We start from the raw sequence: 15,449 nt of genomic DNA, 5'->3' as shown, positions 1-15,449 counted from the left end.
TGCCAAGCGCCTCATCTAAAGCCTTCAACACTAAGTTGAAGGCTTTTTCGTTTTTCGGCTATTAAAAAGGCTGATTAATTCCCGCTAGTCAGATAATAGCTTGTAAACAGTGAATAAGCTTGTTCATCAAGCATTTTTTAGTCATAATCCGTTCCTCTTCGCAATGGTAGCCTGTATTGGTTCTCTCGCGACGATAGATTGTGAACCCCGTCAGGTCCGGAAGGAAGCAGCGGTAGCAGTTGATTCGGGCGCCGGGATGTGGCTGGTACAGGTTGCCTCCACTCTAATAGACTAGAAAACTTCATGAGCTATCAGGTACTAGCGCGAAAATGGCGACCACAAAACTTCCAGCAGATGGTCGGCCAAACACATGTTTTGCGTGCTTTACTCACTGCACTTGAAGCTAATCGCTTACACCATGCCTATTTGTTCACGGGTACTCGAGGTGTCGGCAAGACTACTATCGCACGGATCTTTGCTAAGTGTCTGAATTGCCAAGCCGGTGTGAGTGCAACTCCTTGTGGAGTTTGTAATAGCTGTATCGAAATTGCTGAAGGTCGGCATGTCGATTTATTGGAAGTGGATGCCGCCTCGCGTACTAAAGTCGAAGACACTCGTGATCTACTTGATAATGTTCAATATGCGCCGACTCGTGGCCGTTATAAAATCTATTTGATTGACGAAGTGCATATGCTTTCTGGACATAGCTTCAATGCTTTGTTGAAAACGCTCGAAGAGCCACCACCCCACGTTAAATTCCTACTGGCAACGACTGATCCCCAAAAACTACCTGTTACTGTGCTATCGCGTTGTTTGCAGTTTAATCTCAAGCGCATGCCTTTGGAGATGATTAGCTCGCATCTTGCTCATGTGTTAACAGAAGAGCAGATTGCTTTTACACCCTCGTCGCTAAAGATATTGGCTAAAGCCGCTGATGGTTCTATGCGAGATGCTTTGAGTTTGACAGATCAAGCCATTGTTACTGGGGGTGGGCAGATCAGTGATGCCTCAGTGCAAGATATGTTAGGGCTTTTACCCAGCGAACATTTGCATCAAGTACTAGAGTTTTTAGCCTCTAATGATGCAGCGGCTTTATTAGCTACTGTTGAGCAAATGGCGCAAATCACCACTGATTTTAATACGGCCGCTGATAGCTTAATTGCTTTATTCCATCAGTTAGCGGTTGCTCAATTAGTACCGCAGTCGATAGATGATCCACCGGGTCTGCCTACGGACTTATTTTCGTCAGCTGATTTGCAACTCTTTTATCAAATGGCCTTATATGGCAAACGTGATTTGCTGTTGAATCCTGATCCACGTACTGGCTTTGAAATGATGCTGTTGCGTATGTTGGCCTTCCGCTTAGATGATGGCAAAACATCACTAGCCTCAAAAAAAAAACTGATTTCTCCAGCGCCTGAGCCGCAGAATAGTCTTCAGTCATACTCAGTCCCAACAATTCAAGTTGTAATTTCTCAGACTATTACTGATCGACAAGAGCCCGGTCAAACGCCTTCAGTCAGTTTAGTTGTACCATCGGTAAACCCTAGCATAAAGTCAGAGCCTAAAGCTTCTGACAATGATTCTTTGCTGGGCAGTATGGAGCCGCAGCCAGTCTTACCCAATGTAGTAACGAATGATTGGCATACACTTTTGCCAAGCTTGAATTTGAGTGGAATGGCGCAACAACTAGCAGAACATTGTTTAGTTAAGCAGATTGACGGTCAACATGTACGTTTATGGGTGGATAGTAGTGCAAGCAATTTGCAGACCAGTCGTGCGGAAGAGCAAATTGCGGCAGCCTTAACCAATGTATTAGGTCGAGAGGTTCACTTAAGTTTAGAGGTTATCTCTGATTTGGCGGATACACCGGAAAAGCGCCGCTTGCAGATCACGCAGGAGCGTCAGGCAGAGGCTGAACAAGCGATTGAGCAAGACCCAATCGTCATACAGTTAAAAGAACGTTTTGGCGCTAGTATTGTGACGGGCTCGATTCGCCCACATACGCCTGAGCAAAAATAGGTTAAAATACTATCCAATTTAATGAAAGGAATGAGGGTAAAATTATGATAAAAGGTGGCATTGGTAATCTGATGAAGCAAGCGCAAAAAATGCAGGAAAACATGCAACGCGCTCAACAAGAGATTGCCCAACTCGAAGTAACCGGTCAATCAGGTGGCGGTTTAGTTGCTGTAGTGATTACGGGTAACCATGCTTGCAAGCGTATTACGATTGATCCGTCTTTGCTGGCTGATGATAAAGATATGCTCGAAGATTTAATCACCGCCGCTTTTAATGATGCAGTACTTCGTCTGGAAGTAGCTACTCGCGAACGTATGAGCGATGCGACTGCAGGTATGCAATTACCGGCTGGTCTTAAACTACCTTTCTAACTGGCTAATCGTCTAGGATGCTGAATGTCTGAATCTTCCTTGCTCAAAGAGTTAGTTGATGCCTTACGATGTTTACCCGGTGTTGGTTCGCGAACCGCGCAGCGCATGGCTTTCCATTTATTGGAACATGATCGTCAGGGTGGTGAACGCTTAGCCAGTGTGCTGTCAGCAGCTATGAAAAATATTCAGCATTGCCAACGTTGTCGAACTTTAACGGAACACACAGTTTGCCGCCTCTGTAGCAATACGGCACGCGATAACCGCTTATTATGTGTCGTTGAGCATCCTTCTGATGTTGTCGCGATTGAGCAAGCGACGGCTTATCGTGGCTACTATTTTGTTTTGGGCGGCAGATTGTCGCCTTTAGATGGAGTCGGCCCTGAGGATATTGGTCTAGATATTTTAGAGCAACGTATGGATGAAGGAACGGTGCAGGAGCTAATTCTAGCCACGAATCCTACGGTTGAAGGTGAGGTCACTGCGCATTACATTAGTGAGCTAGCCACTAAGCGTGAGATTGCGACGAGTCGCATTGCGCATGGTGTACCGATGGGTAGTGAGTTGGAATACGTGGATAGCGGTACCTTGTCGCATGCTTTTGAAGGACGGAGAAAATACTAATGGCAGCTTGTTTATTTTGTCGGATTCGCGATGGCGAAATACCCTCGAAAAAAGTCTATGAAGATGAGTATGTCATTGCTTTTCACGATCTTTACCCAAAAGCACCGCTGCATGTGCTAATCGTCCCGCGCAAACATATTGCCACTATTAATGATCTTGAAGAAGGCGATGCCGAATTAGCTGGGCGCTTGTTTTTGGCCGCAAAACAAATTGCGGCTGATGCAGGTTATGGCGATGGTTATCGGGTGCTGATGAATTGTGGTGAAAAGGGTGGTCAAGTGATTTTCCACATGCATTTACATTTGATGGCGGGTTTCAACGATAGCTCACGTGATCACGCTTAGAACAATCTGTTAGTTTATTAAGCGCACTCTAGTCGATATAATCAGTCCCAGATAATAAAGGGGCGATTATGAAGGTTTGGGCTAGGGGGCTAGTCACGGTGCTGCTAGGTTTGAGCTTAGCGGCTTGTGATGATCAAGCAAAGATATTGCAACTGCCTATTTCGGCAGACACACATCAAGGTTCAGCGCAACTAGCGCAAGTTTCTGTTACTAGTACTTCTTTAGTCGCTCTGCAAGCCTATCAACAGAGCGTTGCAGCATCTTTACAAGCCAATCCCCCTGTAATTTTATTAACGCCTCAAGAGCTTAATGATGAGCTTAAGCAGCAAGCCCAACAGCTAGCCGTGAACCACTCGGAAGTGCAAAAGTACTTGCGTGATCCAAAATCGGGAGCTGCTTTGCGCAATGAGGTGATGTCCGTGCGTCAAGCTTTACCTGCTGATTTCAATGGCAATGCAGGAGCTTGTGCGCAAGGCCAATGCTATCGGGTCGAGATTTATAGTCATTTTGACAATAGCTCTACTTTGGCTTTTGTCGATCCACAGCAGCAAAAGGTACTCGCAGTGAGTCGCCAACCTTATGCGCAACCCGATTTACCGCCGCGCTTGGTGGAATTAGCTAAGGCTATTGCCGATGCTGCCCCTGAGGTTAAAGCGGTGCTTGCTGAGCAAGCGGGTAAAGTACCAGCAGGCAAAGCTGAATTTAAAACGGCTTTGAATGATTCCCTTTGTGAGCGCTCACATCATTTATGTGTGGCACCGACCTATGTGTTTGAGCAAGATGCTTTGTGGGCGATTGTTGATTTGACTGAAGGGAAACTGATTGGCACGCGCTGGACTGATTTAGGTTCAAGTGGCCCTCGTACCGTTGTCACTGAACGTAGCCTAGAAAATGAGGCTACTTTTCATAAGTACTGTGAGCAAGTCAACCAGCTTAAGCAAGATGCTTGGAGCATGGATTATGTATTGACAGGTTCAGATGGTTTGCAGCTCAGCAATGTGCGCTATCAAGGCAAACCTGTCCTGAAAAATGTCAAATTGCTAGATTGGCATGTGAGTTACTCATCGCGAGAAGGCTTTGGGTATAGTGATGCCATTGGCTGTCCGATGTTTAGCTCAGCCGTGGTGATTGCGTATGATGGCCCTAAAACCGAGCCTATTATTCAAGCCGGTGAAACCGTCGGGTTTGCAGTCGTACAAGATTTTCGCCAACCGCCATGGCCAACACCCTGTAACTATCGCTATGTGCAACGCTTTGAGTTTTATAAAAATGGGCGGTTTCGAGTAGCTCAGGCAGATTTTGGACGCGGTTGTGGTACGGATGGTACTTACCGCCCAGTCGTGCGGATTGATTTAGATACCAGCCATGAGGGTATAGACCAAGTAGCAGAATGGAAAAATAATGTTTGGTCGACTATTCAAAATGAGCAATGGCGCTTACAAGACCAAGCAGAATTGACGACTGAAGGCTACCAATATCGCTTTACTAATCAACAAGGTGAGGGTTATTACCTAGAACCGGGGCGTGGACAATTTAATGATGCGGGGCGTGGTGATCATGCCTTTAGTTATTTGAGCGTGCGTAAACCGGAAGAGGGCGAGCAAGATACCGTAACCTTAGGTTCTTGTTGTAATACCGATTATAAGCAAGGCCCTGAGCAGTTTATTGAGCCGCCTGAACCTGTAGCTAATAAAGATCTAGTGCTGTGGTATGTACCTCAAATGAAAAACGATGGCAATCCGGGCAGCGAGTATTGTTGGGCAGATACGCGTGTTAAAGATGGCGTACAGGCTATTGAGGTTTGGCCTTGCTGGTCGGGGCCGATGTTTGTGCCAGTGCAAGGGCAATCATGATGTATAAACAACTGCTTAGCCTGACTTGCTTACTACTAACGGCTTGTTCTGAACACGATATAGGGCAGTTTACCCCCGGCTTGGTTGATACTTGCCGTGCTATGCCTGCTTTTATTAAGAATACGAGCTTAGGTACACAAGTTGCGATTGACACTCAGCAACAAGGATATGTGGGCTTGCGCTTAGTCCAGCCACAAACAGGGAAAACTTGGCAGCATCCGACTTGGGATGATGCTGGGCATCTGGGAGCTACCGCTCGTGATCGGCAAGGTCATATCTATATCGTACCTACACCAGAAGTGAGTTTGCTTGAAAATCCACCCGCTTTACAGAATCGTATTTATCGGGTTGATAGTCAAACTGGAGAAATGAAGGTTTGGTTGGAATTGCCTCAAGCCGCTCAACCTTCGGCAGCGAATCCTTTTGGAGCAATGGGTTTATTCTATGACTGCGATACAGATAGCCTCTATGTAAGTTCTGTAGCCGGTTCTACGCCGCAACAGGCTCAAGGACGTTTGTATCAAATTGATGTGGCTACTAAAAAAGTGGTTGATCAGGTTGAGCAAGTGGATGCGATTGGGGTAGCTGTATTCAATGGTGTTGCTTATAAGCGACTTTACTTTGGTTCAGCCCGCTCTTCAGATGTCTACTCTTTGCCCTTAGATGCGCAAGGCCATTTTATCAATCAACCCCGCCATGAGTTTGCATTAGCCGCTTTACCTAACGGTAATACGACCAGTGTGCGGCGGTTTATTTTTACCAAAGCGGGTAGCTCTTATGCTTTACAAGTCAAAGAGTTAGAGTTTGGCTTTCGACTATTAGCAGAAAACAACTTAAAGCGTCGCTCTTATAATTTTAGTTATCAAGCGGATAAAGATACTTGGCAGTTTTCTTCAAGCCAGTTAGAGAGTTTTTCTGGTAGATAACTAAGGTAAGATTTATAGTAATTTATCATTAAAATTAATATAATATTAATTATTTATATGTAAAATTGACTACTAACTATCAAGGCTGCTGTTCTTGATCAAAACACGTTTAGTGAAGATGCCACTGTTGTAGGTGTTTTACCCTTGTTAAGGGCGAATGATCTAGCTTAAGTCACGCTCTTATAAGTGCTCATGCCAATACGCTAACAGACATTATAAAAATAACAATTAAGAAGGATAGAGTATGCGTTGGGAAATATTAGGAGCTAACAGTTTACTGATTGTGAGTGCGTCTCTGCTCTTAATATCTAATGTAGCTGCTGATGTTTCAGGTAGGGTCTTCCGTGACTTGAATGCTAATGGGGTGCTGGACAACGGTAGTGGTTTCGAGGAGAGTGGTATAGCGGGTGTGACCGTCACTGCTCACGGTATAAATGGTGTTATGGGGGTAGGAACGACAGCTACAGACGGTTCGTATAGCATTGCCGGAGTAACAGGTGCGGCACGGGTAGAATTTAGTGCGCTTCCCTCGGGTTATTATCCAACCATAGCTAGTAAGTCCACTGTGCAGTTTGTTAATGCTCCAGTGACAGATGCTAATCTTGGTTTGAACTATCCGATAGATTATGTGGGTAATATTGATCCTGTCGTAGTGGTTACTCATCAGGTGGGGGGGCATCCACTAGTGAATGCAGGTGCAGGTTCGGCACCTTCTATGCCTGTTATGACGGTGTTCAATTACAGCAACCGTAATTATAAAACCAACCCAGATGGAACCATTAAAAATGAATTACCGGATGGTGTCAGTAGTCTAGTTGCCAACAGACAAGTTGGTACGGTATTTGGTGCTACTTATTCGCCTTATAGCAAAAAGATTTTTACGGCAGCCTTTCTCAAGCGTCATTCTGGTTTGGGAACGTTGGGTAGTGGTGGTATTTATATGGTTGACCCAGCCGGTGTATTTCCCAATACCACAGTTTCTCCCTTTGTTGATTTGGATAGTTTGGGTATTCAAACTAACAACCCTAGTAGCAGTGATGCTTTGCATGTAAAAAGCAACGATGATCGTGGTCTGCAATGGAGTGATTCTTTGCCAACTAATGACCCGAGTGCTTTTGAACAGGTTGGGCGGGTCAGTTTGGGTGATTTAGAGTTGTCGGATGATGGACGTTATTTATTTGTGACTAATCTTTATAAGAAAAATGTAGTGAAGATTGATTTGCAAAATGCCAAAAACCCGCAAACCCCTACAGCCGCACAGCTACAAGAGTTCCCCATAACACCTCCGACTTGCACGGGAGGAGAGTTTCAGCCTTTTGCATTAAAATATTATCGTAATACGCTTTATATTGGCTCATTGTGTGATGGTTCAGTATCTGGCAATAAAGCTGATGTGACCTTCCAAGTTATCAAAATGAATCCTGATACAGGTGCAAATAGCATAGTATTTGATTTTGCTAATTATAATAAGTCCCATATTTATGGCTTTCCTAGCCAGTGGTCTACATGGTTGAACGATTCACATTCTGCAGATGCACCGATGCAACCGATGTTTACTGACTTGGAAATAGATATTAATGGTGCACTCATCATGGGTTTTGCTGACCGGAGTGGTCATCAACGAGGGCACAATAACTACCAACCACATAATAATGACAATGAAGAAGTAACCATCGCAGGTGATATTTTAAGGGCATCCTACGATGCTGCGACCAGTGTTTATACCTTGGAGAATAATGCATCAGATACTAGCAACACAACAGGTGGTGCTGGTAATAATCAAGGGCCTGGTGGTGGTGAGTTCTACCTAGGGGATACTCAACGGATGTTATGGTGGGCGGGGAATACTAATCCGGGAGAGGATGACCACAAGGAAAAATCCCAAGGTGGATTAGCCTTGTTACCCGGTAGCGGTAAAGTAATGATGGGAACAATGAACCCTAAAGGTATGGCGTGGACAAGTGGTGTAGCATGGTTAAGCAATACTACGGGGGCATTAACGCAAGATTTATATATTACTGACCGTTTAGGTAAAGCCAATGGGATGGGTGATATTGAAATCCTGAACGATCTTTCCCCTATCGAAATTGGTAACCGTGTCTGGCTAGATACCGATAAGGATGGCTTGCAAGATGCCGATGAGCTTGGTTTGGGTGATGTAACCGTGACTTTAAATTGCGCTAGCGGTACTGCTTCAACAGTCACTGATCCTCAGGGGCAATTTGTGTTTACCAGTGTAGGTGGTGGTAATGCCAGTTTTATGCAAGCTGAAGACAATTGTAGTTTGCGCATCGATAATGCTCAAACAGTGATTAAATCTTATGAGCTAACTACAGTAGATGCTGATAGTAATAGTTCAAATAATCCTTTTACTGATTTGCGTGATTCTGATGCAGTGACCTCTACACAAGTTGCTGAAATTAGTTTCAAGCTGGGGAATTATGGTGAAAATAATCATAGCCTAGACTTTGGCTATCGAGAACCGTTAATGACTGATGTTAAGCTGAGTAAGATCGTTACACCTGTCCAAGCTAAACATGGCGAGCAAGTGGTTTATACCTTAACAGTCACTAATGAAAGCCAAACGACAGCGGCTAATAATATAAAAATTACCGATCAGTTACCGGCTGGCGTGAACTATGTGAGTGATGATGGCATGGCTCAGTATGGTACGGATGTTTTTGATGAAGGGACGGGTATTTGGACGGTTGATACGCTTGCTGCAGGTGCTAGCAAAACACTCCATCTTACATTTAGTGTTCAATAGTTAATAGCGTTTCAGTAGCACTAAGTGCTATGAGGCTGTGACGGTAGTTTATTAGCAGTGCCTAGTTTTGGCATATAGCTTGTTATGTGAATGACGCGTCAACATAGAAAATAAAAAATATTTAAAAATAAAAGGTTAAGTATGCGTTGGGGTCTATCATCAAAATACTATGGAATAGTAGCTGCCTACCTTATGTTGGTTCCTTATGTACAAGCTGATATTAGTGGCAAAGTTTTCCGAGACTTCAATAGCAATGGTAGTTTTGACAGTAGCGCAAGTTTCAATGAAGTCGGCATGGCAGGCGTTACTGTTAAGGCTTTTGATACGACGGGTGCACAGGTAGGGGCAAGTGTTAGTTCAGCCGCCGATGGAACTTATACCTTAACCGGTTTAACGGCAGGAGCCGATTATCGAGTCGAGTTTTCTTGGGCTGAAGCTTGGTTGAAATCTAGTGTGGCGGGTGGGAGTTCAGTACAGTTTGTGAAGGGTAATGCTATTAACGTGAATCTTGCCGTTAGTAACCCTGCTGAATATTGCCAAGCAAACCCAAAATTTGCTACGCCTCGTTATGTTAATGGTGATCCATACGCAAATGGCACAACGGCTACAATGGCTGCATGGCTAAGAGATTCTTATGATAAACAGGGGACTTATACTGGCACATTTGATGTACTTGCTACTACAGCTCAAGTAGGTGCATTGTGGGGCGAAGCTTTCCATCGTCCAACTAAAACACTTTTTGGTGCAGCTGTGGTACGTCGTCATGTTAGTTTAGGCAAAATCAACGGACAAACTACTACTGGTGGAATTTATAAAGTCAATCTTTCCGGTGTGGGTTCTGCGAGTCCAACAGCATGGCTAGATGTTAATCAATTAGCTGGAGTTAATACCGGTGCTGATCCTCGTGTTGAGGAAGGCAGTAGTTTACCTGCTAATGCGGCAAGCCCTAATCATGATCCACTCGCTTTTACCGAAGTGGGCAAAAGGGGCTTGGGTGATATTGATATTTCTGAAGATCAAAAAACTTTATATGCAGTCAATCTTTATCAACGTCATTTGTTATCAATAAACATTGCTACAAAAACTTTAAATACCTCTTTGCCCATCCCTAATCCTGGTTGCTCTGGCGATGACTATCGTCCGTGGGCAATCGGTATTCATCAGGGGCAGGTTTATATCGGGACTGTTTGTTCGGCGGAAAGCTCACGTAGTGTCACGGATTTACATGCCTATATTCAGCGCTTAGATGGTGCATCTTTTATAAATGTCTATGATTTTGCAATGAATTACAATCGAGGAAATTTGGGCAATAGCTTTGATGGTGATTGGAAACCTTGGGCTAGAACCTGGGAGGAGACTGGTATACAACCTAATATGACGAGTGGTGGTGCGACCCCAATTCTGTCAGATATTCAGTTTGATGTTGATGGCTCAATGGTTTTAGGTTTTTTAGATCGTACCGGGATGCAGACAGGCTTTGATAATTATTCTACAGATACTTTTAGTACAGATGTTCATGAGGTTGAGGCTGGTGGTGATTTATTAAGAGTCTGTAAAACAGGCTCAGGTTGGTTGTTGGAGGGAGTCGTAGGATGTCGGTCATCAGCGGGTACTGCTAATGGCCAAGGCCCTGCTGGTTTTGAATATTATTTCCAAGATAATTTTGGTGGTTTACATCAAGAGTTAACCGTTGGGGGAGTAGCGCTATTACCCGGCTCAAGAGAGGTGGCCGTGACAGCTTATGATCCGCTAGAAAATTACCGTACGGCAGGCATTATGTGGATGAGTAATCTTTCCGGACAAAAAAACCGAGCTTATGAGTTAAATCCAGATGCGATTGCTGGAGTTGGGCAGGGAACAATGGGTAAAGCAGTTGGTCTAGGGGACTTAGAATTCTTATGTGATCAGCCACCGATCGAAGTTGGTAATCGTGTATGGAAAGATATAGATGCTGATGGTATTCAAGATGCAGGTGAGATGGGGTTGGCGGGGGTTAGTATAAGTTTAACCTGCCCTAGTGGTACTGTATCGACCGTAACGAATGCGGAGGGGCAATTTATTTTTACGAATGCTAGTGGTGGTAATGCTAGTTTCATGCAAGTTGAAGAAAGCTGTACTTTGCGCATTGATAATACCCAAAATGTTTTAAAAACCTATCAGTTAACCACGGTAAATGCAGACAATGATAGTTCAAATAATGAGCAAAGTGACTTGCGTGATTCTGACGCGAGTATGAATGGCAGTTATGCAGATATTGTCTTCCAAACAGGCAGCTTAGGGACTAACAACCATAGTTTAGATTTTGGTTACCGTGAATTACTAGCCCCAGATTTAGCTCTGACGAAGGCTGTTTTACCTGAGCAAGCTAAGCAGGGTGATCAAGTTATTTATACTTTAACGGTCACTAATCAGAGCACTACGACTGAAGCAACGAATGTGCTGATCGCCGATCAACTGCCTACTGGAGTGACTTATGTGAGTGATGATGGTGTTACTCAGTATGGTAATGATGTATTTGATGAAAGTTTAGGGATTTGGGCAGTAGGCTCAATCGCTGCAGGTGCAACTAAAACTCTAAAAATTACTGTGCAAATCCAATAAGTTTTGTGTGTTTAATAAAGTAGCGTTAAGACTGTGATAATTTAAATTGTTTATTATATAAATAATAATAATTAAAGGATTTGGCTATGCGTTGGAGTTCTTCATATAAGTGTGCGTGCTTGGTAGTTGCCTACTTAGCATTGATACCTGATGCTTTAGCTGATATTAGTGGCAAAGTTTTCCGAGACTTCAATAGCAATGGTAGTTTTGACAGTAGCGCAAGTTTCAATGAAGTCGGCATGGCAGGCGTTACTGTTAAGGCTTTTGATACGACGGGTGCACAGGTAGGGGCAAGTGTTAGTTCAGCCGCCGATGGAACTTATACCTTAACCGGTTTAACGGCAGGAGCCGATTATCGAGTCGAGTTTTCTTGGGCTGAAGCTTGGTTGAAATCTAGTGTGGCGGGTGGGAGTTCAGTACAGTTTGTGCAGGATGGTGCACCGGCCATCAATCTGGGGGTAAATAACCCCTTAGATTATTCTCAGGCGGACGCTACAATTTCTGTGTCAACGCCTGTAGCTATTGTAGGGCCTACCACTCAAACCGTTGCCACAGGTAAAGATCATCGAACTTATGCAGCACTGGTTAAATTTCCCTTCACGGCAACAGGCCAACCAGGTGATCCCGGTTATATCCCACCCACCTCATTAGCAACACATGCACAAATAGGCTCAACTTCTGGTGCAGCCTTTCACCGTGAAAGCAAACGTTTGTTTGTAGCTGCCTATGCTAAGCGGGCAGTTGGTTTTGGACCGGGTGGACTGGGCGCGATCTATAGTATCGATAGTAATGGTACGGTGAGCACCTATGCCATCGTTCCTAATGCAGGCACTGATAGCCATGATTTTACAGGTGACTATACAACGGTTAATTACGATACCGCTTCCGTAACCAGTGTAAGCAAAAGTTCACTGGGTGATTTGGAGATTTCTGCAGATGGTCAATGGTTGTATGTAGTCAATTTAAATGATCGTCATCTGTATGCCGTTTCTACTACGGCAGCTAACACAGTAACTGATTTAGGCTTAATCACTCGCCCAGCAACTTGTCCTGACACTGATTTTCGTCCTTTTGCGTTAGGTTTGGATGAAACCAATACCTTATATGTGGGGGCAGTTTGTAGCAATGCATCCGCTACATCTTCCACCGGGGCGCCTAGTGCAATTGTCCTGAAATATGATGGAGCCGGCTTTTCGGAAGTTTTGAATTTCAGTTTATTATTTAATAGCCAAAGTTTCTGGAAAAATTGGAATGATGAGTTAGTGCCTGGTTATGCAGCTCACTCCGTTAGTCTCTATCAGCCCCTGCTCTCAGATTTAGTATTTGATGGTAAAGATTTGATATTAGCCTTCCGTAATCGTGCATGGGAGATCGGCTATGTACCGGGCGGGAGTAATCCCACCACGAGCCATGTTTTAAAAGCTTGTTGGAATGGTGCGACTTGGGCATTAGAAAATAATGGTACTTGTGGTGGCGTCTTAGGTGCTTTGCCTAGTTATAGTGTGACAACAGAGGCTGGCCCGGGTGGTGGTTATTTCTTTGATATGCGTGACAGTTTGGCTACTTATGGTGGGCAACCAGTGATTAATGCGATGGGAAGCCTCGCCATTGTTCCAGGTCGGGGGATGTTGGCAACCTTAGCTGATCCAAACTATTTAATTAGCGGCGGTATCACTCATCTGAATCTTGCTAATGGCAGTCGCAGTATGCCTTATGAGATTTTTCGTGGCACAGCTGATGGTTCTAATGGTAGTGGTATTAGTGGTTATTTTGGCAAAACCAGTGGTTTAGGTGACTTAGAGTTACTCCTCGATACCGCTCCCATCGAAATTGGCAATCGGGTGTGGTTGGATACCGACAGTGATGGTATTCAAGATGCTGGCGAAGCGGGTATTGATAATGTGGATGTTGTGCTGACTTGTGGAGCTAATACAGCGACTACAAAAACGGCCAATGGTGGTGTGTACCTATTCTCTAGCACTAATAATGCAAGCTTTCTAAAAGCGAATGAAAGTTGTTCGCTTAGTATTGCTGAGAATCAAGCTAGCTTAAATGGTCTAAGTGTCACCGCACAAGATAAAGATGGTTTAACGACTAATTATGCAGTGACGGATGTGCGCGATTCCGATGCGAATGCTGCTGGGGTAATTAGTTTTACTTTGGGAGTTGCGGGTGAAAATAATCATAGTTTAGATATAGGTTATACCAGTCAACCAACAATTACCTATAACGCAGTCTCTGGCCCTGAGGCGATGAGTTGTACGAGTGAGGTGCGCTTAGCGACTTCGGTTAGCGTAAATGGTGATAGTCAAGCAGCGGGCAGTACAGGTGCAGGTTTTAATAGTTTAGTAACCTTCGATTATGCGCAGACGGGTGTGCTGACTACGCCTTATAGTGCAGCAACGGCTGGACAAGTGGGAGCCGTTTGGGGCTTGGCTTATGATAATTTGCGTAAAAAGATCTATTCCTCTGCTTTCTTAAAGCGTCATGCAAGCTTTGGCCCTAATGGTATGGGGGCTATTTATCAGATGGATACTGTTTCCGCGAGTTCCACACCTAGTTTATTGATTGATTTAGCGGCCAACGGTGTTGATGTCGGTACTGATACTCGTGTGACGAGTGATGGCAATGTTGATGACCCTAATGAGTTACCGATTGACGGTACTAAACCTTCTTGGGATCAAGCTACCTTTGCACAGGTTGCTAAGGTCTCAATCGGGGATATGGATATGAGTGCCGATAGTAATATTTTATGGGTCACTAATCTTAAGCAGCGCGAACTGGTGGCAGTAAACCTTGCTAATAACACTGTAGCAGGTAAATACACGATCCCTAATCCAGGTTGTAACAATGGAGATTACCGACCTTGGGGAGTCAAAGTACATTTAGGCAAGGTATGGATAGGTACGGTTTGTTCTGCTGAAACTTCTCAGTTGGCGGCTGATTTAAAAGCTTATGTGCAGGTGTTCGATGGTAGTAGTTTCTCTAATGCTTTCGAGCTACCACTCGATTATATCAAAGGTAATGTGGGCAATGGTCCAGGTGCTGAGAAATGGCAGCCTTGGTCTGCCAGTTATCAGACTTTAGCGACTAATCCGAGTTTCGCGATTTATCCTCAGCCAATTTTATCAGATATCGAGTTTGATATGGATGGCTCGATGATTCTGGGCTTGATGGATCGCATGGGACATCAAGTAGGTGCCAGTAATTATACACCCAATTATCCAGATACTAGTTTGATACAGGGGCAAACCGGTGGGGATATATTAAGGGTGTGTAATAACAACGGCGTTTATAGTTTAGAGAGTAATGCAAGTTGTAGTAGTGGTAGTACCAACGGTAAAGATAATGTTCAAGGGCCCAATGGTGGTGAGTACTATTGGGGTGACATGTGGGATTATAACCAATGGAATGCTCAGGGTGGCTATCATCAGGAAACGGTTTTCGGTGGTTTGGCCTTTAAAGCAGGTTCTGGTGAGATCGCCGTTACTGCTATGAACCCACTCACGCCGAATGCCGTATCAGGGGGTATTATTTGGTTAGATAATACGACCGGTGGGCAGTCAGCTCAACATGCCGAGGGCACACAGCTCTATCATCAAGCAGCGGATAATCCTTATTTTGGTAAGGCCGCTGGGATGGGGGATGTTGAGATTTTTTGTGCAGATGCAGTGATTTTACCCGATCTCAAGCTGGTTAAAGAGGTCAGTAAATCGATAGGAAAGCGCGGTGAGACGGTTTCCTATACTTTAACTTTGACTAATGAATCATCGGCTACAGCGAATAATGTCACTGTGCAGGATAAGCTGCCAACGCAGATGCTTTATATCAGTCAAAATGGAGATGGAACTTATGATCCACTAACAGGGGCTTGGGCAGTCGGTAATATTTCAGGGGCTAGCACGAAGCAATTAACAATTACAGCCACTCTTAAATAAACCTTA

At 44.4% G+C, this 15,449-nt stretch carries 9 protein-coding genes and 1 other RNA gene; all 10 read left to right on the top strand.

The window, feature by feature from the left end:
- Positions 1-174 precede the first annotated feature (174 nt).
- The 10 genes from ffs to Q0307_RS13200 all read left to right on the top strand — a co-directional run bounded on the left by ffs (position 175) and on the right by Q0307_RS13200 (position 15,443).
- Positions 175-271, top strand: an RNA gene (gene ffs / locus Q0307_RS13245) — signal recognition particle sRNA small type.
- Positions 272-303: 32 nt separating this feature from the next.
- Positions 304-2,022 (top strand): DNA polymerase III subunit gamma/tau, encoded by a 1,719-nt coding sequence (dnaX, locus tag Q0307_RS13240; RefSeq protein WP_298661258.1) that lies wholly within the window; start codon positions 304-306, stop codon positions 2,020-2,022.
- Positions 2,023-2,066: 44 nt separating this feature from the next.
- Positions 2,067-2,393, top strand: coding sequence for a YbaB/EbfC family nucleoid-associated protein (locus tag Q0307_RS13235; RefSeq protein ID WP_298661257.1), 327 nt, complete (start codon positions 2,067-2,069; stop codon positions 2,391-2,393).
- 24 nt (positions 2,394-2,417) lie between these two features.
- A complete protein-coding gene (recR, locus tag Q0307_RS13230) occupies positions 2,418-3,014 on the top strand; it encodes a recombination mediator RecR (protein ID WP_298661255.1) in 597 nt (198 codons plus the stop codon).
- Positions 3,014-3,358, top strand: coding sequence for a histidine triad nucleotide-binding protein (locus Q0307_RS13225; protein WP_298661254.1), 345 nt, complete (start codon positions 3,014-3,016; stop codon positions 3,356-3,358). The genes recR and Q0307_RS13225 overlap by 1 nt, the downstream gene beginning before the upstream one ends.
- A 68-nt stretch (positions 3,359-3,426) precedes the next feature.
- Positions 3,427-5,211 (top strand): hypothetical protein, encoded by a 1,785-nt coding sequence (locus Q0307_RS13220; protein WP_298661253.1) that lies wholly within the window; start codon positions 3,427-3,429, stop codon positions 5,209-5,211.
- On the top strand, positions 5,208-6,137 hold the full coding sequence (locus Q0307_RS13215; protein ID WP_298661252.1) for a hypothetical protein: 930 nt from the start codon (positions 5,208-5,210) through the stop codon (positions 6,135-6,137). Before Q0307_RS13220 ends, Q0307_RS13215 begins: the two co-directional genes overlap by 4 nt.
- Positions 6,138-6,381: 244 nt before the next feature.
- Positions 6,382-8,904 (top strand): SdrD B-like domain-containing protein, encoded by a 2,523-nt coding sequence (locus Q0307_RS13210; protein ID WP_298661250.1) that lies wholly within the window; start codon positions 6,382-6,384, stop codon positions 8,902-8,904.
- 192 nt (positions 8,905-9,096) lie between these two features.
- Positions 9,097-11,505, top strand: coding sequence for an SdrD B-like domain-containing protein (locus tag Q0307_RS13205; RefSeq protein WP_298661249.1), 2,409 nt, complete (start codon positions 9,097-9,099; stop codon positions 11,503-11,505).
- A gap of 119 nt (positions 11,506-11,624) precedes the next feature.
- On the top strand, positions 11,625-15,443 hold the full coding sequence (locus tag Q0307_RS13200) for an SdrD B-like domain-containing protein (RefSeq protein WP_298661248.1): 3,819 nt from the start codon (positions 11,625-11,627) through the stop codon (positions 15,441-15,443).
- Positions 15,444-15,449 lie beyond the last annotated feature (6 nt).

The organism is uncultured Thiothrix sp., assembly GCF_937873765.1.
GTDB lineage: Bacteria > Pseudomonadota > Gammaproteobacteria > Thiotrichales > Thiotrichaceae > Thiolinea.
This window is presented reverse-complemented; position numbering and strand designations above follow the sequence as displayed.

Coding starts and splice junctions, on each gene's coding strand:
- dnaX (WP_298661258.1), top strand. CDS start 304: ATGAGCTATCAGGTACTAGCGCGAAAATGGCGACCACAAAACTTCCAG.
- recR (WP_298661255.1), top strand. CDS start 2,418: ATGTCTGAATCTTCCTTGCTCAAAGAGTTAGTTGATGCCTTACGATGT.
- Q0307_RS13220 (WP_298661253.1), top strand. CDS start 3,427: ATGAAGGTTTGGGCTAGGGGGCTAGTCACGGTGCTGCTAGGTTTGAGC.
- Q0307_RS13225 (WP_298661254.1), top strand. CDS start 3,014: ATGGCAGCTTGTTTATTTTGTCGGATTCGCGATGGCGAAATACCCTCG.
- Q0307_RS13235 (WP_298661257.1), top strand. CDS start 2,067: ATGATAAAAGGTGGCATTGGTAATCTGATGAAGCAAGCGCAAAAAATG.
- Q0307_RS13210 (WP_298661250.1), top strand. CDS start 6,382: ATGCGTTGGGAAATATTAGGAGCTAACAGTTTACTGATTGTGAGTGCG.
- Q0307_RS13215 (WP_298661252.1), top strand. CDS start 5,208: ATGATGTATAAACAACTGCTTAGCCTGACTTGCTTACTACTAACGGCT.
- Q0307_RS13205 (WP_298661249.1), top strand. CDS start 9,097: ATGTTGGTTCCTTATGTACAAGCTGATATTAGTGGCAAAGTTTTCCGA.